This window comes from Kitasatospora sp. NPDC001119, assembly GCF_053598475.1.
The window spans coordinates 114,095-137,669 of the sequence record NZ_JBSFKI010000016.1; the positions used below are offsets into that span (position 1 = coordinate 114,095).

At 75.7% G+C, this 23,575-nt stretch carries 16 protein-coding genes; 12 read left to right on the forward strand and 4 right to left on the reverse strand.

Going from position 1 to position 23,575, the window contains the following annotated elements; genetic code table 11:
* Positions 1–802 precede the first annotated feature (802 nt).
* The 7 genes from ACWDD9_RS21125 (at position 803) to ACWDD9_RS21155 (ending at position 12,595) form a co-directional block, all read left to right on the forward strand.
* A complete protein-coding gene (locus ACWDD9_RS21125; RefSeq protein ID WP_117484930.1) occupies positions 803–2,173 on the forward strand; it encodes an aminotransferase-like domain-containing protein in 1,371 nt (456 codons plus the stop codon).
* Entirely contained in the window at positions 2,170–3,300 is a 1,131-nt protein-coding gene (gene dpgA, locus ACWDD9_RS21130; protein ID WP_049659701.1) for a 3,5-dihydroxyphenylacetyl-CoA synthase DpgA, read from the forward strand. The genes ACWDD9_RS21125 and dpgA overlap by 4 nt, the downstream gene beginning before the upstream one ends.
* Positions 3,301–3,321: 21 nt before the next feature.
* Positions 3,322–4,005, forward strand: coding sequence for an enoyl-CoA-hydratase DpgB (gene dpgB, locus ACWDD9_RS21135; RefSeq protein WP_049659703.1), 684 nt, complete (start codon positions 3,322–3,324; stop codon positions 4,003–4,005).
* Positions 4,002–5,303 (forward strand): (3,5-dihydroxyphenyl)acetyl-CoA 1,2-dioxygenase DpgC, encoded by a 1,302-nt coding sequence (dpgC, locus tag ACWDD9_RS21140; protein WP_449812309.1) that lies wholly within the window; start codon positions 4,002–4,004, stop codon positions 5,301–5,303. The genes dpgB and dpgC overlap by 4 nt, the downstream gene beginning before the upstream one ends.
* A gap of 67 nt (positions 5,304–5,370) precedes the next feature.
* Positions 5,371–5,601, forward strand: a complete 231-nt coding sequence (locus ACWDD9_RS21145; RefSeq protein WP_074005399.1) for an MbtH family protein — start codon at positions 5,371–5,373, stop codon at positions 5,599–5,601.
* Positions 5,598–7,646 carry an ABC transporter ATP-binding protein gene (locus ACWDD9_RS21150; protein WP_387975181.1) on the forward strand — a complete coding sequence of 683 codons (2,049 nt, stop codon included), beginning with the start codon at positions 5,598–5,600 and terminating at the stop codon, positions 7,644–7,646. Before ACWDD9_RS21145 ends, ACWDD9_RS21150 begins: the two co-directional genes overlap by 4 nt.
* Positions 7,643–12,595, forward strand: a complete 4,953-nt coding sequence (locus ACWDD9_RS21155) for an amino acid adenylation domain-containing protein (protein WP_449812310.1) — start codon at positions 7,643–7,645, stop codon at positions 12,593–12,595. The genes ACWDD9_RS21150 and ACWDD9_RS21155 overlap by 4 nt, the downstream gene beginning before the upstream one ends.
* A gap of 51 nt (positions 12,596–12,646) precedes the next feature.
* Here the strand turns inward: ACWDD9_RS21155 and ACWDD9_RS21160 are convergent, their stop codons facing one another.
* From ACWDD9_RS21160 to ACWDD9_RS21170, 3 genes are all read right to left on the reverse strand, one after another.
* Complete coding sequence (locus ACWDD9_RS21160) at positions 12,647–14,194, reverse strand: hypothetical protein (protein ID WP_449812311.1); 1,548 nt, start codon at positions 14,192–14,194, stop codon at positions 12,647–12,649.
* Positions 14,191–16,263: a hypothetical protein gene (locus ACWDD9_RS21165; protein ID WP_449812312.1), complete on the reverse strand. Its 2,073-nt coding sequence runs from the start codon at positions 16,261–16,263 to the stop codon at positions 14,191–14,193. Before ACWDD9_RS21165 ends, ACWDD9_RS21160 begins: the two co-directional genes overlap by 4 nt.
* Positions 16,264–16,462: 199 nt before the next feature.
* Complete coding sequence (locus ACWDD9_RS21170) at positions 16,463–17,521, reverse strand: DUF4190 domain-containing protein (RefSeq protein ID WP_449812313.1); 1,059 nt, start codon at positions 17,519–17,521, stop codon at positions 16,463–16,465.
* 238 nt (positions 17,522–17,759) lie between these two features.
* On the opposite strand from ACWDD9_RS21170, the gene ACWDD9_RS21175 reads away from it, so the two are divergent.
* Both ACWDD9_RS21175 and ACWDD9_RS21180 read left to right on the forward strand, forming a co-directional pair.
* Entirely contained in the window at positions 17,760–18,296 is a 537-nt protein-coding gene (locus ACWDD9_RS21175) for an AAA family ATPase (protein WP_449812314.1), read from the forward strand.
* 83 nt (positions 18,297–18,379) lie between these two features.
* Positions 18,380–18,799 (forward strand): helix-turn-helix domain-containing protein, encoded by a 420-nt coding sequence (locus tag ACWDD9_RS21180; RefSeq protein ID WP_049660094.1) that lies wholly within the window; start codon positions 18,380–18,382, stop codon positions 18,797–18,799.
* Between the two features lie 42 nt (positions 18,800–18,841).
* On the opposite strand, the gene ACWDD9_RS21185 is transcribed toward ACWDD9_RS21180, so the two are convergent.
* A complete protein-coding gene (locus ACWDD9_RS21185) occupies positions 18,842–19,675 on the reverse strand; it encodes an arylamine N-acetyltransferase family protein (protein WP_449812315.1) in 834 nt (277 codons plus the stop codon).
* A gap of 175 nt (positions 19,676–19,850) precedes the next feature.
* Between ACWDD9_RS21185 and ACWDD9_RS21190 the strand changes: the two genes are divergently transcribed.
* From ACWDD9_RS21190 to ACWDD9_RS21200, 3 genes are read left to right on the forward strand one after another with little or no spacing between them, the layout of a single operon-like run.
* A complete protein-coding gene (locus ACWDD9_RS21190) occupies positions 19,851–21,458 on the forward strand; it encodes an alpha/beta fold hydrolase (RefSeq protein WP_449812316.1) in 1,608 nt (535 codons plus the stop codon).
* Positions 21,459–21,517: 59 nt separating this feature from the next.
* Complete coding sequence (locus ACWDD9_RS21195; RefSeq protein ID WP_074005393.1) at positions 21,518–22,231, forward strand: response regulator transcription factor; 714 nt, start codon at positions 21,518–21,520, stop codon at positions 22,229–22,231.
* The gene (locus tag ACWDD9_RS21200; RefSeq protein WP_375876349.1) at positions 22,231–23,547 is read left to right on the forward strand and encodes a sensor histidine kinase; all 1,317 of its coding nucleotides are present in this window, start codon (positions 22,231–22,233) and stop codon (positions 23,545–23,547) included. Before ACWDD9_RS21195 ends, ACWDD9_RS21200 begins: the two co-directional genes overlap by 1 nt.
* The last annotated feature ends 28 nt before the right edge of the window (positions 23,548–23,575 follow it).

Sequence of the window (23,575 nt, forward strand, 5' to 3'; positions counted from 1 at the left end):
CGAACCCTCACACGGCGTCATGCTCGGGTCAATGCCCGGTGCGCGCGGGGCGGTGGGTTGGCGAATTCCGTCAAGCCGGCCGGTCCGGTTCGGCGCCAACCTGGGCTTTTGTCCCAGTGGTTGAGACCACGTCAGGTGACGGGCCATGATCGGACGGCGACCGGTCGGGGAGGGCCGGCGGCGGTGGACCGGACCGGCGAGCGGGCCCCGGGGCCGCCCGGCCGTCGGGCTCCGACGCCTCCCCCGGCGGCACCCCGGAGCGGCCCGGCGCCGCGGGGGCGCGGCGGCGGGCCGGTCGGCGCCGGGGCCGCGGGCACGACGGCGGAACCGGGAATCCGGTAGCAGACTGTGACGGGGCGGAAACCCACAGCGCTTGACAGCCCCTCGCCCGGGGGCGCGTACTGGAACGAGGACAAACAGCAGACAGGGCCCTGTGCTCCGGATATCCGTCGGATACCGCGGCCGGTGCGAAAGCGGCGACAGGGCGTGCTGGGATCTCGGTACCCCCTCGCGTCGCCTTCGGCCCGGTGCCCGACGGCGGTTTTCGCGTGCGGGCACCGCGCCGCCGCCGTTCGGACGGTGCGCCCGCGGTGGCGCCGCCGGAGCCCGTGGCCCGTCCGAGGGGCCGCCATGAGACCGACGTCGAGACCGACCGATGTTCGAACGCGGGAGGACGGTACCGGCGATCCGCCCACGGGGCGCTGCCGCACCGTCGCCCTGCCGCGCGTCCTTCACGCGAGCCCTGGCATCCGCCGTCCGACGGGGTGCCGCACGGCGGCTCGTCCACGGAAAGGCGGGCACCATGGTGCTCGATTCGACCACGCTGCACTCGAGCATCGAGGACCCGGTTCTCGACCGGATGAACTTCCTCAACGAGATCACGTCCAGCTACCCGGACGCGGTGTCCTTCGCGCCGGGCCGCCCCTATGACGGATTCTTCGAGGTCGAGGAGGTCCACACCTACCTGCGCAGGTACGCGGCCTACCTGGAGAGCCGGGGCGCGGGGCCGGCCGAAGTGCGCAGCGGCTTCTACCAGTACGGGCCGGCGGCGGGGCAGATCCGGGAGCTGATCGCCTACTCGCTGCGGCAGGACGAGGGGTTCGAGGTCGCGCCCGAGGCGATCGTGGTGACGGTCGGTGCGCAGGAGGCGATGTTCCTGGTGCTGCGCGCGCTGTTCGCGACGCCCGAGGACGTGCTGCTGCTCGTGACCCCCTGTTATGTCGGGATCATGGGGGCCGCGCGGCTGCTGGACATCCCGGTGGTCGCGGTGCCGGAGCGTGACGGGCGGCTGGTGGTCGCGGACCTGGACGCGGCGGTGCGGGCGCAGCGGGCGGCGGGCCGCCGGCCGCGGGCCGTGTACGTGGTGCCGGACCACGCCAATCCGACCGGGTCGACGCTGGACCTTCCGACGCGTACCGGGCTGCTGGAGCTGGCCGGGCGCCAGGGTCTGCTCGTCCTGGAGGACAGTCCCTACCGGTTGAGCGGCCCGGGGCCGCGGTGCCCGATGCTCAAGGCGCTCGACACGTCGAGGAGCGTGATCCAGCTCGGCACCTATTCCAAGACGGTGTTCCCGGGTGCGCGGGTCGGCTACGTGGTGGCCGACCAGGAGGTGCGCGACGGGCGCGGCGGGATCCGGCTGCTGGCGCGGGACCTGGCGAAGGTGAAGAGCATGGTGACGGTGAACACGTCCTCGCTCAGCCAGGCGGCCGCGGCGGGTGCGCTGCTGGGTTCGGACGGGCGGCTGTCGGTGCTGAACGCGCGGGCGGCCGAGCACTACCGGCGCAGCATGGCCGCGACGCTCGCGCAGTTGGAGCGGTGGCTGCCGGAGCGGCGGCGCCGGGAGCTGGGGGTGGGCTGGAACCGGCCCGACGGCGGTTTCTTCCTCACGCTGCGCACCGGTTTCCGGACCGGTACGGCGGCGCTGGAGCGGTCGGCCCGGGAATTCGGGGTGATCTGGACGCCGATGGAGTTCTTCCATCCGCACGGCGGGGGCGAGCGGGACATCCGGCTGTCGATCAGCTACCTGACGCCCGGGCAGGTGGTCGAGGGCGTCGAGCGGCTGGTGCGGTTCGTGGAGACGCTCAGTGAGGAGACGCGCGGCGGTGGGGCGCGCGGTGGTGGACGCACGGTGGTGACGTGCCCGGTACCCGGAACGGAGAGTGACGCACCATGACCACGGCCCTGGACCGAGCGCCGGCCGCCACGGTCCCGCGCATCGTGAGCGTGGGCACCGCCGTGCCGCCCGAGCACTACTCCCAGGAGGAGCTGCTGGACCTGTTCGGGATCACCGACCGCCGGGTGCGCTCGGTGTTCCTGCTGGGCTCCATCCGGCAGCGTTCGCTGGTGCTGCCGCCGGCGGCGCCGGACGGCACCAGGCTCCGGGAGAGCCAGGGCGACCTGCTGGACAAGCACAAGGCGTGGGCCGTGAGCATGGGGGCGGACGCGCTGCAGCTGTGCCTCAAGCGGATCGGGGCCGACCTGTCGGAGGTGGCGTACCTGTGCTGCGTGACCTCGACCGGCTTCCTGACGCCGGGGCTGAGCGCGCTGCTGATCCGCGAGCTGGGCATGGACTGGCACACCGCGCGGGCCGACATCGTCGGCATGGGCTGCAACGCCGGGCTCAACGCGCTGGCGGTGGTGGGCAACTGGGCGGCGGCGAACCCGGGCCGGCTGGCCGTGATGGTCTGCTCGGAGGCCTGCTCGGCCGCGTACACGATGGACGCCACGATGCGCACGGCCGTGGTGAACAGCCTGTTCGGCGACGGCGCCGCGGCGGTGGCGGTGGTGGCGGACCCGGTGAACGACGGGCGCCGCGAGGACGAGGAGGCCGAGGAGGAGGGGCCCGGCCGCCGGCTGGAGGGGCCCCGGATCCTGCGGACCGCGAGCGTGACCATCGTCGACGCGATCGACGCGATGCGCTACGACTGGGACCGCGACCAGGGCCGCTTCAGCTTCTTCCTGGACCCGCAGGTCCCCTACCTGGTCGGCGCGCACGTGGAGGGGGTCGTCGACCGGCTGCTGGCGGGCACCTCGCTGCGCCGCGACGACGTCGCGCACTGGCTGGTGCACTCCGGCGGCAAGAAGGTCATCGACGCGGTCGCCGTCAACCTCGGGCTGACCCGGCACGACCTGCGGCACACCATCACCGTGCTGCGCGACTTCGGCAACGTCTCCAGCGGCTCGTTCCTCTTCTCCTACGACCGGCTCCTGCGGGAGGGCGTGGTCCGCGACGGCGACTACGGCGTGCTGATGACCATGGGGCCGGGTTCGACGATCGAGTCCGCGCTCATCCAGTGGTGAACCGACCCTAGGGAGACCGCAATGCCCGTCAACGCCCTGCCCGAGGGCCCCGTGCTGCACGTGGACGGCCGCCGGGAGATCTCGGCCGAGCTGACCGCCGCCCTCGGCGCCCTGTGCGACGAGGCGGAGAGCGCCGGCGCCGACGCCGCGACCCTGTTCCTGTCCGGCGCCCCCGACGGCGAGGCGGTGGCGAAGGCGGGCGACACCGCCGCCGTCACGAAGTGGGAGCGGGCGGTACGGCGCTTCGAGCGGCTGCGGCTGCCCACCCTGGCGGCGGCGAGCGGGGAGTGCGGCGGCGTCGCGCTGGACCTGCTGCTGGCGGCCGACGTCCGGGTGGCGGCCCCGGACCTGCGGCTGCTGCCGTCCTTCCACGGGCAGGCCGTCTGGCCGGGCATGGCCGGCTACCGGCTGGTCCAGCAGCTCGGGCCGGCCCGCGCCCGGCGCACCGTGCTCTTCGGGGTACCGATCACCGCCCGCGAGGCCCTGGAACGCTGCCTGGTGGACCAGGTGAGCCGGGACCCCGGGCGCACCCTGGCGGCCGCCGCCCGGCTGCTGCGCCGCCTGTCCGGCCCCGAACTCGCGATCCGCCGCCAACTGGCCTTCGACGCCCAGTGGATGAGCTTCGAGGACGCCCTCGGCCCGCACCTGGCCGCCTGCGACCGCGCGCTGCGGCGCACCCGGGCCCCGGACGGGGTGACGGCGTGAGCGCGGCCACCGGGCGGGCGCCCGCCGCCGTACGGGAGCGCGCCGCGGACGGGCTCGACCGGGCGGCGCGGCTGCTGCCCCCGTTCCCCGCGCCCGGGCCGCGCACCGGCGAGGAGCGCGAGCGCGCCGAGCGGGAGCTGGACGCCGGCCGCGCGCGGCGCACCGCCTTCCTGGACCGCCACGCCGAGGAGCTCTACGACCGGATCACCGCGGGCCGCACCCTGCGCCCCCGGCTGGACGCCCTGGTGGAGGGCGCCGCGTCCGCCGTACCGAACCTGGTGCCCACCGCGGCGCAGCTGCGGGCGGAGCGGGCCCTGCCGGTGGCCGAGCGCCTCGGCTACGAGGTCGACCTGGGCGTCCTGCTGCGCGGCGTGCTGCGCGGCCCGGCCGCCGGCGGCCACCTGATGGACTCCATGCTGCGGCCCACCGGGCGGGCGCTGGAGCTGCTCGGGGAGTTCCGGGCCACCGGGGTGGTGCGGATGGACAGCACCCGGCTGGAGCGGCGCGCGGGGGTGGCCCGGATCACCATGTGCGCCGGGGACCGCCTCAACGCCGAGGACGAGCAGCAGGTCGACGACATGGAGACCGCGGTCGACCTCGCGCTGCTGGACGAGGGGTGCGAGATCGGGCTGATCCGGGGCGGCGAGATGACCCACCCGCGCTACGCGGGGCGCCGGGTGTTCAGCGCCGGGATCAACCTCAAGCGGCTGCACGCGGGCGAGATCACCCTCGTCGGGTTCCTGCTGCGCCGCGAGCTCGGCTACCTCAGGAAGCTGCTGCTCGGGCTGCGCACGGACGACGCGTCCTGGCGCTACCCGTTCACCGACATGCCGTGGGTGGCCGCGGTGGACGGCTTCGCGATCGGCGGCGGCATGCAGCTGCTGCTCGCGGTGGACCACGTGCTCGCGGCCTCCGACGCCTACCTGAGCCTGCCGGCCGCGCAGGAGGGGATCGTCCCGGGCGCGGCGGACTTCCGGCTGCCCGCGGTGACCGGCCCCCGGCTGGCCCGGCAGATCATCCTCGGCGGCCGGCGGGTGCGCGCGAGCGACCCGGAGGCCCGCACGCTCGTCGACCAGGTCGTCGACCCGGCGGACCTCGACCGGGCCGTCGAGCGGGCCCTGGAGCTGCTGCACGACCCGGCCGTCACCGCCAACCGCCGCATGGTGAACCTCGCCCTGGAACCGGCGGACGGCTTCCGCGCCTACCTGGCGGAGTTCGCCGTCCAGCAGGCGCTGCGCATCCGCGCGGCGGACGTGCTCGGCAAGGCGGGCCGCTTCACGGCCCGGCCCTCCGGGTGAGAGCGCCGCGCCGCTGCCCTCCCCCGCCGCCCCGGCGGGCGGCACCCGAACGAACAAGGAGACCGAGATGACCAGCCCCTTCGACGACCCGGACGCCTCCTACCTCGTGCTGGTCAACCCCCTGGGCCAGTACTCGCTGTGGCCCGGGTTCGCGCAGGTGCCCGCCGGGTGGCGGATCGCCCGCGGCCGGGGCTCCCGCGACGAGTGCCTGGCGTACGTCGACCGCGTCTGGACCGACCAGCGCCCGCCGGCCCCGACGGCCGCGGCGCCGGACGGCAGGGAGGTCGTCGCGCCATGACGAGCGGCCCGGGCCCGCTGATCACCATCCGGGCGACCCCCGGCGACGGGACGCGGCCGGCCCGGGGGCAGGTCAGGCCCGGCACCTCCCGGCGGATCCTGCCCTACCTGCGGCCCTACCGGCGGCAGATCGTCGCGCTGCTGACGCTGACCGTGGTCGACGCCCTCATCACCGTCTCCACGCCGCTGCTGTTCAAGGAGCTCATCGACCGCGGCATCGTGCCGCGCGACCGGGCCGTGGTGGCGGGCGCCGCCGTCGCGGTGGCGGTCCTGGCGCTGCTGCAGGCCCTGGTGGGCTTCCTGGTCAGCCGAAGTTCGGCGCGCATCGGCGAGGGGCTGATCTACGACCTGCGCACCGAGGTCTTCCGGCACGTGCAGCGCCAGCCGCTCGCGTTCTTCACCCGCACCCAGACCGGCTCGCTGGTGAGCCGGCTCAACACCGACGTGATGGAGGCCCAGCAGGCGGTGACGGTGCTGCTGTCCAACGTGCTCTCCAGCCTGCTGGTGCTCTGCCTGGTGGTCGCCACGATCTTCTACCTGTCCTGGCTGATCGGCCTGGTGGTGCTCGTCACGGTGCCGCTGTTCGTGCTGCCGGGCCGGGTCGTGGGGCGGCGGCTGCAGCGCAACCTGCGCACCTCGATGCAGCTGGACGCCGAGCTCGGCTCGCTCATGCAGGAGCGCTTCAACGTGGCCGGCGCGCTGCTGGTCAAGCTCTACGGGCGGCCCGAGCGCGAGGACGGCCGGTTCGCCGGCAACGCGGCCCGGGTGCGGGACGTGCGCGTGGTCACCTCCGTCTACGCGCGGATGCTGCTGGTGACGGTGACGCTGCTGGCCTCGCTGGCCACCGCGGTGGTCTACGGCGTCGGCGGCGAGCTGGTGGTCGCCGGGAGCATCCAGATCGGCACCCTGGTGGCCCTGGCCACCCTGCTGGCCCGGCTCTTCGGCCCGATCAACCAGCTCTCCAACCTGCAGTCGAACTACCTGACCGCCCTGGTCTCCTTCGACCGGCTCTTCGAGGTGCTGGACCTGAAGCCGCTGATCGTGGAGCGGCCCGATGCCGTCGCCCTGCCCGTACCGGGCCCGGGCCGGGCCCCGGAGGTCGAGTTCGAGGACGTCTCCTTCCGCTACCCGGCCGCGAAGGAGGTCTCCCTCGCCTCGCTGGAGACGCTGTCGCTGCCGGCCCCGGAGCGCTCCGGCACCGCCCAGGCGCTGCGCGGGGTGAGCTTCCGCGCCCCGGCGGGCCGGCTGACCGCGCTGGTCGGGCCCTCCGGCGCGGGCAAGACCACCGTCAGCCAGCTGGTGGCCCGGCTGTACGAGCCGACCGGGGGCACCGTGCGGATCGGCGGCGTCGACGTGCGCGACCTGTCCCTGGCCTCGCTGCGCGACACCGTCGGCATGGTCACCCAGGACGCCCACCTGTTCCACGACACCATCCGCGCCAACCTGCTCTACGCCAAGCCGGACGCCACCGAGGCGGAGCTCGTCGAGGCCTGCGAGGCCGCGCAGGTCCGGGACGTGGTCGCGGCGCTGCCCGACGGCCTGGACACCGTCGTCGGCGACCGCGGCTACCGCTTCTCCGGCGGCGAGAAGCAGCGCCTGTCGATCGCCCGGCTGCTGCTCAAGAAGCCGTCCGTGGTCGTGCTCGACGAGGCCACCGCGCACCTGGACTCTGAGTCCGAGGCGGCCCTGCAGAAGGCCCTGTGGACGGCCCTGGCCGGCCGCACCGCCCTGGTGATCGCGCACCGGCTGTCCACGATCCGCGAGGCCGACCAGATCCTGGTGCTCCAGGACGGGCGCGTGGTCGAACGCGGCCGGCACGCCGCGCTCGTCGACGCCGGCGGCCTGTACGCGGAGCTCTACCGCACCCAGTTCGCCGACCCGCCCGCGCCGCGCCCCGAAGCCGGACCGGACCCGGCCGACGGCTACGGCGCCCCGCCCCCGCTGCCGCCCGGCGGAGGCCCCCTGCGCCTGCTGCCGCCGCCCCAGGCGGCGGCCGGCCCCGACCGACCCGAACGGCCCGACCAACCCGAACGGAGAGCACGATGAGCCAGCTGACGGTCGAGGACGTGTGGCCGCTTTCCCCGCTGCAGGAGGGACTGCTGTTCCACGCCTCGTACGACCAGGACGCGCCCCGGGACGTGTACGTGGGGCAGCGGGTCCTCAACCTCGACGGCGAACTGCGGCCCGAGGTGCTCCAGGCCTCCTGGCAGGCGCTGCTGGACCGGCACGCGAGCCTGCGGGCCGGCTTCCGCTCCCGCGCGGCCGGCGACACCGTCCAGGTGATCGCCAAGGGCGTGCGGATCCCGTGGACGTACGCCGACCTCGGCGCACTGGACGAGCGGGAGGCCGACGCCCGCGCCGGCGCCCTGGCCGCGACCGACGCCCGGCGCTTCGACCTCGGCCTGCCCCCGCTGCTGCGGGTGCTGCTGCTGCGCGCCGGCCCCGACCGGTACCGGATGGTGGTGACGATGCACCACATCCTGATGGACGGCTGGTCGCTGCCGATCCTGTTCGACGAGCTGTGGCGGATCTACGACAACGGCGGCGACCCCTCGGTCCTCCCCAAGGTGCCGCCGTACCGCGACTACCTCGCCTGGCTGGGCCGCCGGGACACCGACGCCGCGCGCGCGGCCTGGCGCGCGATGCTGGCCGGCACCGGGGAGCCCACCCTGGTGGGCCCCGCCGACCGCAGCGGCCCGCCGGTGATGCTCCGGCACGTGATCGACCGGATCGGCGACGACCTCACCGACCGGCTGCGGGAGACCGCGCGCGACGCCGGGGTCACCCTCAACCGGGTCTTCCAGGTCGCCTGGGCGCTGCTGGTCGGCAAGCTGTCCGGCCGCCTGGACGTGGTCTTCGGCGCGACCGTCTCCGGCCGCCCCGCCGACGTGCCGCAGGCCGACCGGATGGTCGGGCTGTTCATCAACACCGTGCCGGTGCGCGTGCGCCTGGACGCGGCCGTGCCCTTCCGCACCGCCATGGCCGCCCTCCAGGACCAGCAGGCCGCCCTGCTCGACCACCAGCAGCTGAGCCTGCCCGAGATCCAGCGCGCCGGCGGCCCGGGCGCGGTCTTCGACACCCTGATGGTCTTCCAGAACTACCCCCGCGGCCCGATGGCCGCCCCCGCCGCCGACCCGGCCGCGCCCGGCGCGCCGCGGCCCACCGCTCCCCCGCCCCCGGGCGAGGGCCTGGGCGGCACCGCGCTGCGCAGCGGCGAGCAGGCCGGCGGCCCGCTGGGGCGTGGGCCGGGCCCGGAACCGCCCGCGCCCGCCGACGGGACGTCGAAGCCGCCGCCGATGCCCGCCTGGGTCTCCCGGCGCGGCCCCACCGGGGTGCGGGTGGCGGCCGGCGGCGGCGAGGAGGCCGCCCACTACCCGCTGACCGTCGTCGTCACGCCGGCCGACGACACCGAGATCCGGCTGGACTACCGGCCCGACCTGTTCGACGAGCGCACCGCCCGCGGCCTCGTCGACCGGATGACGCTGGTGCTGCGCCAGGTCGCGGCCGACCCGGACGTGCCCCTGGGCCGGCTCGACGTGCTGACCGGCGAGGAGCGGCGGGACCTGGACGGCTCCGGGAACCGGACCCGCCGCGAGCTGCCCGAGGCGACCCTCGCCGAGCTCTTCGAACGGCAGGTGCGCCGCACCCCCGCCGCGGTGGCCGTGGTCGCCGGGGACACCGAGCTGACCTACGCCGCGCTGGACCGGCGGGCGAACCGCCTGGCGCACCGGCTGGCCGGGCTCGGCGTGGGCCCCGAGACCCTGGTGGGCGTGGTGGCCGAGCGCTCGCCCGAGCTGATCACCGCGCTGCTGGCGGTGGTGAAGGCCGGCGCGGCGTACCTGCCGATGGACGGCCGGCACCCGGCCGGGCGGCTCCGCGCGGTGGCCGCGCAGGCGGGCCCGGCCGTCGTGCTGGTGGACGCGCCCAACGCCGGGCGGGGCCTGGCCGACGCCGGACTGTTCGCCCCCGCCGAGGTGCTGCGCCTGGCGGCGGAGCCCGCCGAGGAGACGGACGCGGAGCCGGAGGCCGGGGCCTTCCCGCCGGTGCCGGTCCGGCCGGAGAACCTCATGTACGTCATCTACACCTCCGGGTCCACCGGCCTGCCGAAGGGCGTCGCGGTGACCTACGGCAGCGTCCTCGCGTTCTGCCTCGACGAGTGCTGGTCCAGCGGGGCCCTGGAGCGGGTGCTGGTGCAGGCCAACCACGCCTTCGACGCCTCCACCTACGAGATCTGGACGACGCTGCTGCACGGCGGCCGGCTGGTGCTGGTGCCCCCCGGGGACATCGACACCGTCGAACGCGGCCGGCTGATCGCGGCCCAGCAGGTCACCAACGTGCACGCCACGGCCGGGCACTTCCGGGTGCTCGCCGAGCAGGCCCCGCACATCTTCGGCGGCGTGCGCGAGGTCTCCACCGGCGGCGACGTCGTCTCCGCGAACGCCGTACGGACCCTGCTGCGCTCCCACCCCGGCATGGTGGTGCGCACCACCTACGGCCCCACCGAGACCACCGCCTTCACCACCCAGCTGCCCTTCACCGACCCGGACGCGGTGCCCGACACCGTGCCGCTGGGGCGGCCGATGGACAACACCAGGGTGTTCGTCCTGGACGCCTTCCTGCGGCCCGTGCCGGTCGGCATGACCGGCGAGCTCTACCTCGCCGGGGCCGGACTGGCCCGCGGCTACCTCGGCCGTCCCTCACTCACCGCGGAGCGCTTCGTGGCCTGCCCCTTCCCCGCCGAGGACGAACCCGAGGGCGCCCGGATGTACCGCACCGGCGACCTGGCGCAGTGGACCCCGGACGGGCAGCTGCTCTTCCTCGGCCGCGCCGACGAGCAGCTCAAGATCCGCGGCTTCCGCGTCGAGCCGGCCGAGATCGAGGCCGTGCTCGCCGCGCACCCCGGCGTCGCCCAGGCGCTCGTCGTCGCGGTCGAGGACGAGGACGGCCACAAGCGGCTGGCCGGCTACGCCGTGCCGGCCGGCGGCGACGAGTCCGCCCTCGACCCGGAGGCGCTGCGGGAGCACCTCGCCGGGAAGCTGCCGGACTACCTGGTCCCGGCCTCGGTGACCGTCCTCGGGGCACTGCCCGTGACGGCGAACGGCAAGCTCGACCGGGCCGCCCTGCCCCGGCCCGTCTTCGCCGGCCGGGCGGCCGGACGCGAGGCGGCCACCGACGCGGAGGAGCTGCTGTGCCGGCTGTTCGCCGAGGTGCTGAACCTCGAACAGGTCGGCCCGGAGGACGACTTCTTCGTCCTCGGCGGCGACTCGATCACCTCGATGCTGCTGGCCGGGCGGGCCGGCAAGGCCGGCCTGGCGATCTCCCCGCGCCAGGTCTTCGAACTGTGCACGCCCGCGGAGCTCGCGCGGGTGGCCGGGCCGGTCGACGGGACGGCGGCGCAGCACGCCGAGGACGTCCCCTACGGCCCGGTCCCGCTGACCCCGGTGATGCGCGAGGTCGCGCGGCGGGCGGGCTCGGTGGCCCGGGCGGGCAGCCAGGCGATGCTGCTGACCGCGCCGCCCGGCCTGACCACCGGGCAGCTGGCGGACGCGCTGCAGGCGGTCCTCGACCGGCACGAGGTGCTGCGGGCGCGGCTGGAGGAGGACGAGGAGCAGCTGGTGGTGCCCGAGCCGGGCACGTCCTGGGCGGTCGCCGCGGCGGACCTGGTGAGCCGGGTGGACGCGGCCGGCCTCGACGGGGAGCGGCTGGACGCGCTGGTCGACGAGCAGGCCACCGCCGCCGAGGCCGCGCTCGCGCCGCGCGACGGCGTGATGCTGCGCGCCGTGCTCCTGGAGCGCGGCGCCGGGCGCAGCGGCCTGGTGCTGCTGACGGCCCACCACCTGGTGATCGACGGCGTCTCCTGGCGGGTGCTGGTGCCGGACCTGGCCCTGGCCCACGCGGCCCTGGCCGCCGGCGGCGCGGACGCGGCCGGGGCGGCGGTCGCCGCCGAGGCGACGTCGTTCCGCCGCTGGGCGGTCGCCCTGGCGGAGCGGGCCCGGGCGCAGCGGACGGTGGACGAACTGCCGGACTGGCGGCGGGTGGTGGACCGGGTCGAGGACCCGCTCGCCGACCGGCCGCTCGACCCGCGCGTGGACACCGCGGGCGGCGGCCGCTCGCGCGCCGAGCTGACCGTCCCGGCGCGCACCGCGGGGCCGCTGCTGGCGGCCCTGCCCGCCGCCTTCCACGCGGGCGTGGACGACGTGCTGCTGTCCGGTCTGGCCGCGGCGCTCGGCGAGTGGCTGCGCGCCCGGGGCAGGCCGGTGCCGGAGGGCTTCCTGGTCGACCGGGAGGCGCACGGCCGGGTGCCGCTGTCGGAGGACATGGACCTGACGCGCACGCTCGGCTGGTTCACCGCCGTCCACCCGGTGTGGCTGGAGACCGGGCCGATCGACCCGGCCGAGGTCCGGGCGGGCGGGGAGGACGTGGCGCGGCTGATCAAGCGGGTCAAGGAGCAGTTGCGGCAGCGGCCGGGCGACGGTCTGGGGTACGGGCTGCTGAGGTACGCGAACCCGGCCACGCGGTCGGTGCTCGCGCCGTTGGCGGCGCCGCAGATCGGGTTCAACTACCTGGGCCGGTTCGGCGGTTCCGGTGAGGAGGCGGGCTCCGCGGGCGCGGACGCCGGGGTGGGCTCCGCGGCCGGTGGGCGGCCGTGGACGTCGGCGGGCGAGCACGTGATGCCCGGCGGTGTCGACCCGGCGATGCCGCTGCGGCACGTGCTGGAGATCAACGGCCGGGCGCGGGACCTGCCCGAGGGCCCCGAGCTGTCCTTCGTCCTGGAGTCGCCGGCCGGGCTGCTCGGCGCGGCGGAGCTGGCGGACCTCGCCGAGCGCTGGCGGGCGGTGCTGGAGGGCCTGGTGCAGCACGCCGACGAGGGCTCCGGCGGCCACACCCCGTCGGACTTCTCGCTGATCTCGCTGGGCCAGGAGGACATCGACGAGTTCGAGTCCGCCTTCGGCGGCGGGGACGGCGCGAAGGACGGCGGGAAGGACGGCGGCTGAGGCGGCGGGCAGGGGTCGCGGCCCCGGTGGGCGCGGCCCCTGCCCGGGGGGTCAGCCGTCGCTGCCGATCGGGCAGGTCGCGTCGGGGGCGTGGCCGAGGGGCCAGGCGAGGCCGACCAGGACGGCGTTCTTGATCTTCGGGTCGAGTTCGACGACGGGCACGGCCTTGTTGTAGGCGTTGCCCTGCGGGTCGAGGCAGATCCAGCCGCTCGCGCCGTTGACCCGGTTGCTGCCGTGCATCCGCCTCCAGCCCTCGGTGACGTCGTCCGTCGAGGGCATCGCCACCTTGTCCGTGGTCTGGTTGCGGATGCCGGCGACGGCGGTGGTGACCGAGTCGTAGGTGACGATCACCCGGCCGTCGCGGAGGTCGGCGGGGCCGATCGCGTCGGGTGCCTTGGTGTCGGGGCTCTTCAGCAGGTCGGCCAGCCTCGCCGTGGCGTCCTTGGAGCCGCCGGTGGGCTCGGCGCTGCGCTCCCCGAAGGTGTCGGGGTGGGCGAGGGCCGTGTAGCGGACGGTGATGCCGGCCCCCTTGGTGAGGGAGTCCCACTTGTCGGCGAACTCCTTGTCGACCATCAGGGTGGAGGCGTGCGAGCTGGTGATGACCGTGTAGTGCTTGTCGCACTTCCGGTTGCCCAGGGCGACCAGGAACTGGCGCAGCTGCACGGGGCGGCCGGCGAAGTAGAGGGTCGTGGCGGCGGAGGAGCAGATGTCCGGCACCATCTGGTGGAAGGTGTTGGCGAGGTTGCCCTCCTTGTTGTAGTCGAGCGGCGACTGGAAGGTCTCCGGAGCGTTGGGCGCGCCCTTGGCGAGCGTCTTGAAGGTCGTCCGCAGGGTGGTGAGGAAGTTGTCGCCCGGCCGGGTGTCCTCGATCACCAGGGCCTCCTCGGGCTTGAGGGTCGCCCCGTACGAGGCGAGGGCTGCGGCCTGGTCGGCGGTGCCGGGGACGATGCGCGCCAGTCCCGGGTAGGAGCGGTCGGTGGCGGTGTTCTTGATGTCGTCCGAGGTCATGGGGCCGGCGACGACCGGGATGCCCTTGTTCGCGGTGAGGTAGCGGACGGCGTCCTGGGTCCGGTCGCTGCTGAGGTTGATGCCCGCGACGGCCCGGAGGTTCTGCTTGCCGTCGGCCTTGGCCCGGGCCAGCTGGTCGGCGACGGCGAGCCACTCCTTGTACTCGCGGCCGGGGTTGGCCAGCACCAGCCGGATCAGGGGCTGGGTCTTCTCCTTGTTCGCGTCGTCGTTGGCCCAGTGCTGGGCCAGGTAGGCGCCCTGCACCTGTTCGACCAGCTCGCGCCGTTCGGCGGGGGCGTCGGAGGTCATCGGGATCATCAGCGCGACGGTGGCGTGCGGTTGGCCGGCCACGCGGTCGTTCTCGGCCTTGATGCGCTCGGTGACCTGCCGCAGCTCCTCGCTGAAGACGTAGGCGCCGTCGGTGACGCCGACGCACTCGTGCTGCTCGCCGCGCTTCTCCACGCCGGGGGCGCAGGACGGGTCGTCGGCCAGTCCGTACTCGTATCCCAGGTAGCCGCCGGTGGCCAGGACGGCGACGGCCAGGGTGGTCACCAGCGCGCGGTTCAGGGGACCGGCGGGCAGCAGCCTCATCGTGGGGACTCTCCTCGGATCGGGAGGTGGGGGGCCTGGATCCAGCGCCGCAGGAGCTGCGGCCAGGTGTCGTACGCCCGGAAGAACACCGTCTGGTCGGCGGGCCCGCTGTGCTGGGCCAGGGTGAGCAGCTGCAGCTGGACGCTGTCGATCAGCCGCTGGTCGGGTGGGGCGAGCGGGTGCGACTGCTGCCACAGGCCGCGGACGAGCAGGTCGATCGCCTGGTGCACGGGGGCGCGGGTGCTCCCGCAGGCCGGGCAGTCCTCGGGGCGTGCGGTGGCGGGGGCGAGGTTCCGGGGCGGGTGGGGCGCGGCGCAGACCAGGTTGAGGGCGGCGAGCCAGGTGGCCGCGTCCTGTCGGGCCAGGCGCTGGTGCAGGGCGCGCACGACGGTGGCGGTGTCGAGGACCGCGAGCGCGTGGTGCAGGAAGCGGTCGTCGGGCTGGCCGCCGGCGGTCCGCGGGGCGTAGCGGTCGCGGAGGGTCTCGTGGATGTCGTGCCACGGCTCGGCCCCGGGCGTGGCGTCGAGCCGGGCGGCCAGCTGGTGGCCGAGCAGGGCGCGCAGGGCGGGGTCGCCGACGAAGGGTGCTCCGGTGCCCGGCCACGGGCGGGTGCCCCAGCGGTCGCGCTCCAGCAGCCGGATGGTCTCCTGGACGCGCAGGGCCCCGTCGTCGCCGGGCGGGTAGGCGGAGCCGAGCGCGTGGGCGGCCTCGTAGTCGAGGGCCGGGGAGAAGTAGGCGAGGCGGGTGCGGGCGGTGTCGTCGGGGACGAGGAGGCGCAGCAGCCGCTCGTGCACCGGGGTGTCCGGTTCGTCGTCGGCGGGCAGGTCGAGCAGGGCGCGGGGGCCGGTGTCCGTTCCGAGGCGCACCGCCCGCCGGCCGGCCTGGACCAGGCCGTGGGCGATGCCCGCCCGTCCCGCGCTGAGACGGTGGATCAGCTGGGCGGTGTCGGGCGCGGGGTGGTCGGTGCCGAACATCCGCTTGACCTCGTCGAGGGTCAGCTGGGCCAGCGGCAGCCGCACGGTCCAGCCGTCCGCGGTCTGCGGCCGGTCCGCCCGCCAGAACGGGCCGGCGGCGTTGCGCGTCGACGGGGCGGTGCTCTCCGGGTCGGGGACGGCCGGTTCCCGGTCCAGGGCGGTGACGACCACGCCGGGCCGGGTCCGGACGCTCTCCTCGTGCCACACCCGGGTCAGCGTCTCCAGGACCGGCCGGCCCAGCGGGGTGTGGGCGTTGTCGAGGAGCAGCAGCGGGCGCGGCAGCCGGTTCTTCAGCCGCGCCCAGGTGTAGTGGTCGTCGATGTCCGCCAGGAGGGCGGCCAGCAGGTGCCGTTCGGCGGACTCGCGGTCCTGCGCGCCGCCGCGGAAGGCTCGGGCCAGCTCGGACAGCTGGACGTTCGCCTCGCCCTGGGCGCTGACCCGCCGTTCGGCCCACCAGCGCAGGCCGTTCCTGTTGGCGCGGGCGCCGAGCAGTTCGGTGGCGACGACGTCGGCGAGCGAGGCGACGAGCTCGTTCACCCCGGGGCCGAGCCCGGCCGCGGCGCCGAGGTTCGGGGCGACCTGTCTGATCCAGCCCGCCACCTTGTTCCGGCGGGCCTGGGCGTCGGGCTGGCTCTCGCGCAGCAGGCTCTCCAAGCGCCGGCCGGCGGCCTCCAGTTCGCCGAGCCCGACGGCCTGCCAGCTGGTGATCGCGAGCAGGCCCTGGGTGAGCCGGGGGAAGGACAGGCCCCCGCCGAACCGGTTCGCCCGCCGGCTCAGCTCGTAGCGCACGTGGAAGAGCAGGTCCGAGGTGTGCGAGGCGTTGCTCAGCCGGGGCGCCTCGTTCTCGGCGGGCAGGGCGAGGCCGGGGCGGCCGAAGTCCGCGCGCCCGAGGTCCGCGTACGCCTGGGGCAGGCGCTCGGCGTACCGCTCCTCCAGGGCCTTGAGGAGGGTGGTCTTGCCGGTGAGCCGCCCGCCGGCGCACTCGACCAGCAGGGGGGTGCCGGGCGGGATGCGCAGCCGGGTGCCGTTGCCCGGCTCGGGCCCCGTCAGTTCGAGGCCGACCAGCGCGGGAACGACGGCCTCGAACACGGCCATGCGTCCGTCCAGAAGCACGCGACCCCCCAGTCGTCCGGCGCGGCGGGAGTGCGCCGCGCCGGATGGAGAATAGGCGAGCCGGTCGGTGCGTCACAGGTGTATCGCCGGAGACGGGGCCTCGGTTGCCGATTCGTGACGTGCCGTCAGAGTTGCTGCGGGGGCGGTCGGGCGGCCTCGGGTGGTGGGGGCCGGTCGGGGGTCAGCCGGCCGGGCCGGTCCAGATGACGTCCTTGTACTCCGTGCCCATGGTGTGGTCGAACCGGACGGAGAACGGGTCGCCCGCGCCGGCCGGCAGGGCGTACGCGGTCAGCCCGGTGGCCTCCTCGCCCGGGGCCAGGGACTTGGTGAGGATCTTCATCCGTCCGCTGCCGTCGATCAGGGTGAAGACGAGGTTGCCCTTGGCGTCCCGGACGGTGGGCAGCCCCGAACCGAGGAGCGAGACCTCCGCTGGCCCGGTGTTGACGACGGTGATCCTCACCTGGACGATCGTGGCGTCCTTGGGGGTCTCGCCCACGCCCCCGCGCGGGACGTACGGCTCCGGCGCGGCCATCGTGACCTTCAGCCCGTCCGGGTAGGTGTAGGACTGGCCGAACGACAGGCGCCGGGCCCGCTCGTCCGCGGCCCGCTTCTCCTGCTCGGCCGCGAGCCGCTGGCGCTCGGCCTCGATCCGCGCCTTCTCCTTGGCCGCCCGCTCCTCGGCGGCCTTGGTCGCGGTCTCGAAGCGGATGCGCGCGGCCTCCGCCTGCGCCTTCTGCTCCCGGTGGACCTCCTGCACCCGGTTCACGACGAACACGCCGGTGCCGACCGAGACCAGCAGGCCGGTGACGCCCAGGACCACGCCCGCCAGGGCCATCGCCCGGTTGGCCGCCAGGCCCTTGCGCACGTGGCCCAGGGCGATCGCGCCGAAGACCACGGCCAGCAGGGCGGGCAGCCAGGACAGCCAGAACAGGATGATGGTCAGGCCGAGCACGACGCCGACGATCCCGAGCACCATGGCCGCGATGCCCAGGCCGTTGCGGGGCTGCGGCGCGGGCGCCGGCATCGCGTAGGGCGGCCAGTACGGGGCGCCGGGTGCCTGGCCGGGGGCCTGACCCGGTATCTGCCCGGGGCCCGCGGCGGGGGCGTGAGCGGGGGCGGGGCCGAAGCCGGGGACCGTGGGGGCCGCGTCCCGGCCCTGGCCCGGCGGCGCCCACGGGTCGGCGGCGGCCGGCTCCTCGGCAGGCCGCGGGCTGCTGTCGGGCGGGACGGGAACGGTCATGCGGAATCCTTCGGGAACGGTGGGATGTCGGGCGGGCCGCTGCCCGGCCCCGGGTCGGGGGCCTCCTGCCCGGCTCCCCGACGGCAGCGGCCCGGCCCCACGCGTCACCCCCTGGGACGGGACGCCGGCCGGGCCGGCGAGTGATCAAGATATACAGGTGCCGGGCCGCGGCCTCCCCCCGGGTACCCGGTGGGCGCCCGGTGGTGTGGGCGGGGCGCGGCGCGGGGACGGTCGCGGTGTGACGGGCAGTCCGGAGAGCGTGTTGGTCGTGGTGCGGGGTCCGAGCGGCGCCGGGAAGTCCAGCGTCACCGCTCGGCTGCGGGCCGCCTACGGGCGGGGCCTCGCCGTCGTCGGGCAGGACCTGCTGCGGCGTACCGTGCTGCGGGAGCGGGACGTCCCGGGCGGGGCGAACATCGGGCTGATCGACCTGGTCGCGCGGCACGCCCTCGACCACGGCTTCCACACGGTCGTCGAGGGCATCCTCGCCGCCGAGCGCTACGGGCCGATGCTGGCCCGGCTCGTCGCCGACCACCGGGGCCGCAGCTTCCTGTACTACCTCGACGTGGACTTCGACGAGACCGTGCGCCGGCACGCCACCCGCCCCCAGGCCGCCGAGTTCTCCCCCGAGGACATGGCCGACTGGTACCGGCCCCACGACCTGCTCCCCGGCGGTCTCGAACGGGTCGTCGGCCGGCACAGCGGCCTGGAGGAGACGGTCGGGCGGATCCTCGCCGACACCGGCCTCGCCCCGGCCGGTTGGACGCCCCGGCCCTGAGGGGCCGCGGCCGGCGCGCGGGCTTCACCCAGGGCGGAACTCCGTGCTCTTCCCCCGGGGCGCCGGATCCCTAGGGTGAAGGGGTGAGCACCCATGCGCCGAACGAAGCCCGCGTCATCCCCCTGCGCCCGCAGGCGCAGCCGCCCGCGTCCGGCGGGCCGTCCCGTCCCCCGCACCCGGCGCCCGTACGGCGGGAGCCGCTGTGGCGCGACGTCGTCGGCGACGTGCTGCGGCGCGAACGGCTCGCCCAGGAACGCACGTTGAAGGACGTCGCGGAGGCGGCCCGGATCTCGATGCCGTACCTGTCGGAGCTGGAGCGCGGGCGCAAGGAGGCCTCCTCCGAGGTGCTCGCGGCCGCCGCCCGGGCGCTGGGCCTCGGCCTCGGCGACCTGCTCTCGCTCGCCCAGGACGAGCTGGCCCGCTACGCCGCCGTCCCGAGCCGCACGGGCCGGGGCCGTGCCCCGTCCACGGGCCGGTACGACGGGCTCTGCCTCGTCGCCTGACCGCTCGCGCCCGCCCGGCTCTTCGGCCGGGCGGGCAGCAGCTCAGCCGGGCGGGCCGGGCAGGCCCGGCAGGCGGTCCAGGGTGATGCCGAAGCGGGTGCGGTACGCGGCGAGGGCCTCGTCGTCGGTGAGGGTCCGTTCGGTGCGTTCGCCGGCCGGGGTGGTGGTGATGAGGCGGTTGCCGCTGAGGGTCGCCCGGCCGCCGTCCGCGGTGAGCCGTGTGCAGGTGGTGGAGCGGGTGAAGTGGGAGTCCGGTGAGGTGGTCTGCCACCGGCAGGTCGGGGCGAAGTCGGCGAGTTCGTACGGGCGCGGGCCCAGGCGGTACTGGGGCGTGCCGTCCCGCAGGACGTCCAGGTCGCCGTCCGTGCCGGTCGGGGTGAGGGTGAACGCGCCCTCGGCGTCGGCCTGTTCGCCGCGCTCGTCGAGGCGCAGCGGGTGGTGGCTGAAGCGGCCGAAACCGACGTCGGCCAGCCACGGTTCGTCGAGGTCCACCCGCAGGGCGAGGTGGTCGAAGGGCGGGCCGAGCCGTTCGCCGTCGAAGACGCGGGCGGCGAGCAGGCCGACCCGGTAGCCGAGCGAGGTGAGCAACTGCGCGAAGGCGCCGTTGAGTTCGTAGCAGAAGCCGCCGCGGCGGCGGGTCACGACCTTGGCCAGCAGGGCCGCGGGGTCGAGGACGATGCTCTCGCCGAGGTGGATGTCCAGGTTCTCGAACGGGACGGTGCGCAGGTGCGCGAGCTGGAGCCGGGCGAGCGCGTGCGGGGAGGGCGCGCCGGGGTCGGGCAGGCCGATGCGGTCGAGGTAGGCGTCCCGCTGGGCGGCGGTGAGGCCGTCGGCGGGGCCGTCGGACGGCTGCTCGGGGTGTGGCACGTGATCCATCGGGCCATTCCACCCGGGAGGCCGGGCGCGGGGCCATCGGCTTTTGGTCCTACGCCCCCGGGTTCCCGCGCGCCCGGGGTTCTTACACGCCTTTGCCGTCACTCTGCCGAACGGCTGACGGGCGCCCGGCAGAGTCGTGCCCACACCGACCGCAGGACGTACGGAGGACACCGCGATGACGACGAGCACGGCGAGGGGCACGGCCACCGGGGCGAACGGCGCGAGCGCGAACGGCGCGGACACGGGCGGCGCGGGGCGGCGGGCCCGGCGGGGCGCCCTGGCCGCCGCGGCCCTGGCGGTACTGGCGACGGCGCTGCCGCTCGCCGCCGCCCCGCCCGCGCAGGCCTCCGCCGCCGGGGCGCAGGGCCGGCCCGCGTGGTGCCCGGCCGTCCCCGGCCACCGGGTCGACTGCACGACCATGCGCCGGCCCCTGGTGACGGGCGAGCCGCGCCTGGGCGGCGTCGACGTGAGCTACGCGGTGGTGCGCCACAGCCGCCCCGGTCCGGCCCTGGGCACCGTCGCCCTCAACCCCGGCGGCCCCGGCGAGACCCTGATCGACCGCGCCGAGCAGGTGGCCGGTGCGCTGCGGGGGGTGCTGGACGACTACGACGTGCTCCTGCTGGACCCGCGTGGCACCGGCCGCTCCGGCCGGCTGCCCTGCGACGTCACCGAGGCCGAGTACCGCTGGGCCCCGCGCCCCGAACAGCGCGAGCTCGTCGCCGAGTGCGCCGAGGAACTCGGCCCGCGCGCCCGCGGCTACACCAGCGCCGCCACCGCCGACGACATCGACGCCGCCCGCGAGCGCCTGGGCGCCCCCAGGCTGGTGCTGTACGGCATGTCCTACGGCACCTACCTGATGCCGGTCTACGCCGACCGCCATCCCGAGCGGGTCGAGAAGATGGTGCTGTCCGGCGCCTACCCGGTCGCCTTCGACTCCCTGGCCCGGCCCGGCGCCCAGCAGGTCTCCCTGACGCTGCGCCGGATCTGCGAGCGCAGCGGCGCCTGCGACCCGGACACCGCGGTGCACGACCTCGCCGCCGTCGCCGAGCGGCTGCGCGCCCGCCCGCTGAAGGTGACCGCCGAGGCCGGCGGCGAGCGGCGCACCGTGCTGTTCACCGAGGACAAGCTCGCCGACCTGATGTACGAGCCGGCCACCCGCGGCATCGGCCTGCACCCCGGGGAGTCCGGGCTGCTCGGCGCCCTGCCCGCCGCCCTGCACGCCTTCGCCGCGGGCGACGAGGAGCCGCTGTCCGCCCTGGTGCGCGGCGAGATGGAGGGCACCGGCACCGAGGACCAGGCCTCCTTCCTGGCCGTCACCTGCAACGACTACGTCCGCGCCTGGGACCCGGACGCCCCGGTGTCGGAGCGCCGCCGCCAGTACCGCGCCGCCCTGGCCGCCGCCGACCCGGCCGACTTCGGGGCCTTCAGCCCCGAGGGCTGGGCCGCGGGCCAGACCGACGGCGGGGACAACTGCCTGAACTGGCCGCGCCGGGGCACCGCCCACCCGCAGCCGACCGACCTGGGGAACCTGCCCGACGTGCCCGTCCTGGTGCTCTCCGGGGACCTCGACACCAACACCCCCGAGGTCAACTCCCGCCTGTCGGCGGCCCAGTTCCGCCACAGCGCGTTCGTCTCGGTACCCAACAGCGGACACCTCCCGGAGATGGAGTCCACCGGCTGCGCCCTGGAGATCGCCAGCGGCTTCGTCCGCACCGGCGAGGTCGGCGACACCTCCTGCCTGGTGCGGATCCCGCCGGTCGCGGTCGTCCCGGTCCCCCGCTGACGCGTCGTCGGCAGCCCCCGACCGGCCTGACCACGCCCGCCACCAGCGAGGATGACACCATGACAGATCCCACCGCCGACGCCCGGCGCACCGTCCTGGTCGTCGAGGACGACCCCGGTGTCCGCGCCACCCTCGACCACCTGCTGCGCTTCGAGGGCTACCGGGTGCTCACCACCGCCGACGGCCAGGAGGCGCTGGAGCTCCTGGAGCACCGGCGCCCCGACCTCGCGGTGGTGGACGTGGTCATGCCCCGCCTCGACGGCCTCGCGCTGTGCCGGATGCTGCGCCGGCGCGGCGACCGCCTGCCCGTCCTCGTCCTCACCGCCCGCCACCAGCTCGGCGACCGGGTCGCCGGGCTGGACGCGGGCGCCGACGACTACCTCGCCAAGCCCTTCGCCACCGAGGAGCTGCTGGCCCGCATCCGCGCCCTGCTGCGCCGCACCGAGCCGCTCGACGCCGGGGACGGCGAGGACACCGGGCTCGTCCTCGCCGACCTCGCCCTGGACCCGGCCGCCCGGCTGGCCCACCGCGGCGGGCGCCGGCTCGACCTGACCAAGACCGAGTTCGACCTGCTGGAGCTGCTGCTGCGCAACCAGGGCACCGTCCTGACCCGCCACCGGATCTACGAGCGCATCTGGGGCTACGACTTCGACACCGACTCGCGCTCGCTCGACGTGTACGTCGGCTACCTGCGCCGCAAGACCGAGGAGCACGGCGCGCCCCGGCTGATCCACACCGTGCGCAACGTCGGCTACACCGCCCGGACCGCCTGATGCTGCGCACCCGCATCGGCCTGGTGGTCCTCGCCTCCGTCCTGCTGGCGATCGCCGTGCCCGTCACCGCCGCCTACCGCGGCGTCAGCACCCTGGTCTCCGACCAGCTCGACCGGAGCCTGCGGGACCGGGCCGAGACCGTGCTCGCCGCCCTGGACCTCGGCCGGCTGCCGCCCGCCCGGCCCGACACCGTCGAACAGCTGCTGCCCGCCGACGGCACCGCCCGGCCGCTGGCCCCGGGCGGCGGGCCGGCGCTGCCGGTCTCCGAGCGGGCCCTGGAGGTGGCCCGCACCGGGCAGGGCTCCCACCAGGAGGACGCCACCGTCGACGGCACCCCCTACGGCGTCCTCACCCAGGCCCGCCCCGACGGGCAGGGCGCGGTGATGGTCGGCCAGACCTACGCCGGGGTCACCGAGGTCGACGACGCGTTCCTGCGGCGGATCACCGTCACCAGCGTGGCGGCCGCCGCCGCCTGCGCCCTGCTCAGCTGGCTCGTCCTCGGCCGCATCCTGCGCCCGGTGCGGCGCCTGGCCCGCGCCGCCGAGCACATCACCACCACCCGTGACCTGGCCACCCCGCTGCCCGCCGCCGGGCGCGACGAGGTCGGCGGCCTCACCCGGGCCTTCGAGTCGATGGTCGGCGCGCTGCGCCGCTCCCGCGAGCAGCAGCAGCGCCTGGTCCAGGACGCCAGCCACGAGCTGCGCACCCCGCTGACCTCGGTGCGCGGGTGCGCCGAGCTCCTCCAGCGCGCCCGCGGCCGGCTCGCTCCCGAGGACGAGGAGCAGATCCTCGCGACCCTGGTCACCGAGACCGTCGCGCTCGACGAACTCGTGCGCGAGCTGGTCGAGTTGGCCACCGACCAGCAGAGCGCGGAGGAGCCGGAGCCGCTCGACCTGCCGGCCGCCGCCGAGGACAGCGCGCGGCGCTTCCGCCGCCGTACCGGCCGGGAGATCGCCGTCGTCACCGAGGGGCCCGTCCCGGTGCTGGCCCGTCCGCGGGCGCTGCAGCGCTGCGTGGACAACCTGGTGGGCAACGCCGTCAAGTTCAGTCCGGACGGCACCCTGGTCCAGGTCCGCGTCACCGGCACCCGGCTGGCCGTGCGCGACCGCGGGCCCGGGATCGCCGCCGGCGACCGGCAGGCCGTCTTCGGGCGCTTCTACCGTGCCGCCGGCACCCAGTCGACCCCGGGTTCGGGGCTGGGCCTGGCCATCGTCCACGACCTGGTCGTCGCGGACGGCGGCACCGTCTTCGCCGCCGCCGCTCCCGGCGGCGGTGCCGAGGTCGGCTTCCGGCTGCCGCCGGCCCCGGGCGGCTGACGGACCACCGGACGGCGCCCCGGCGGAC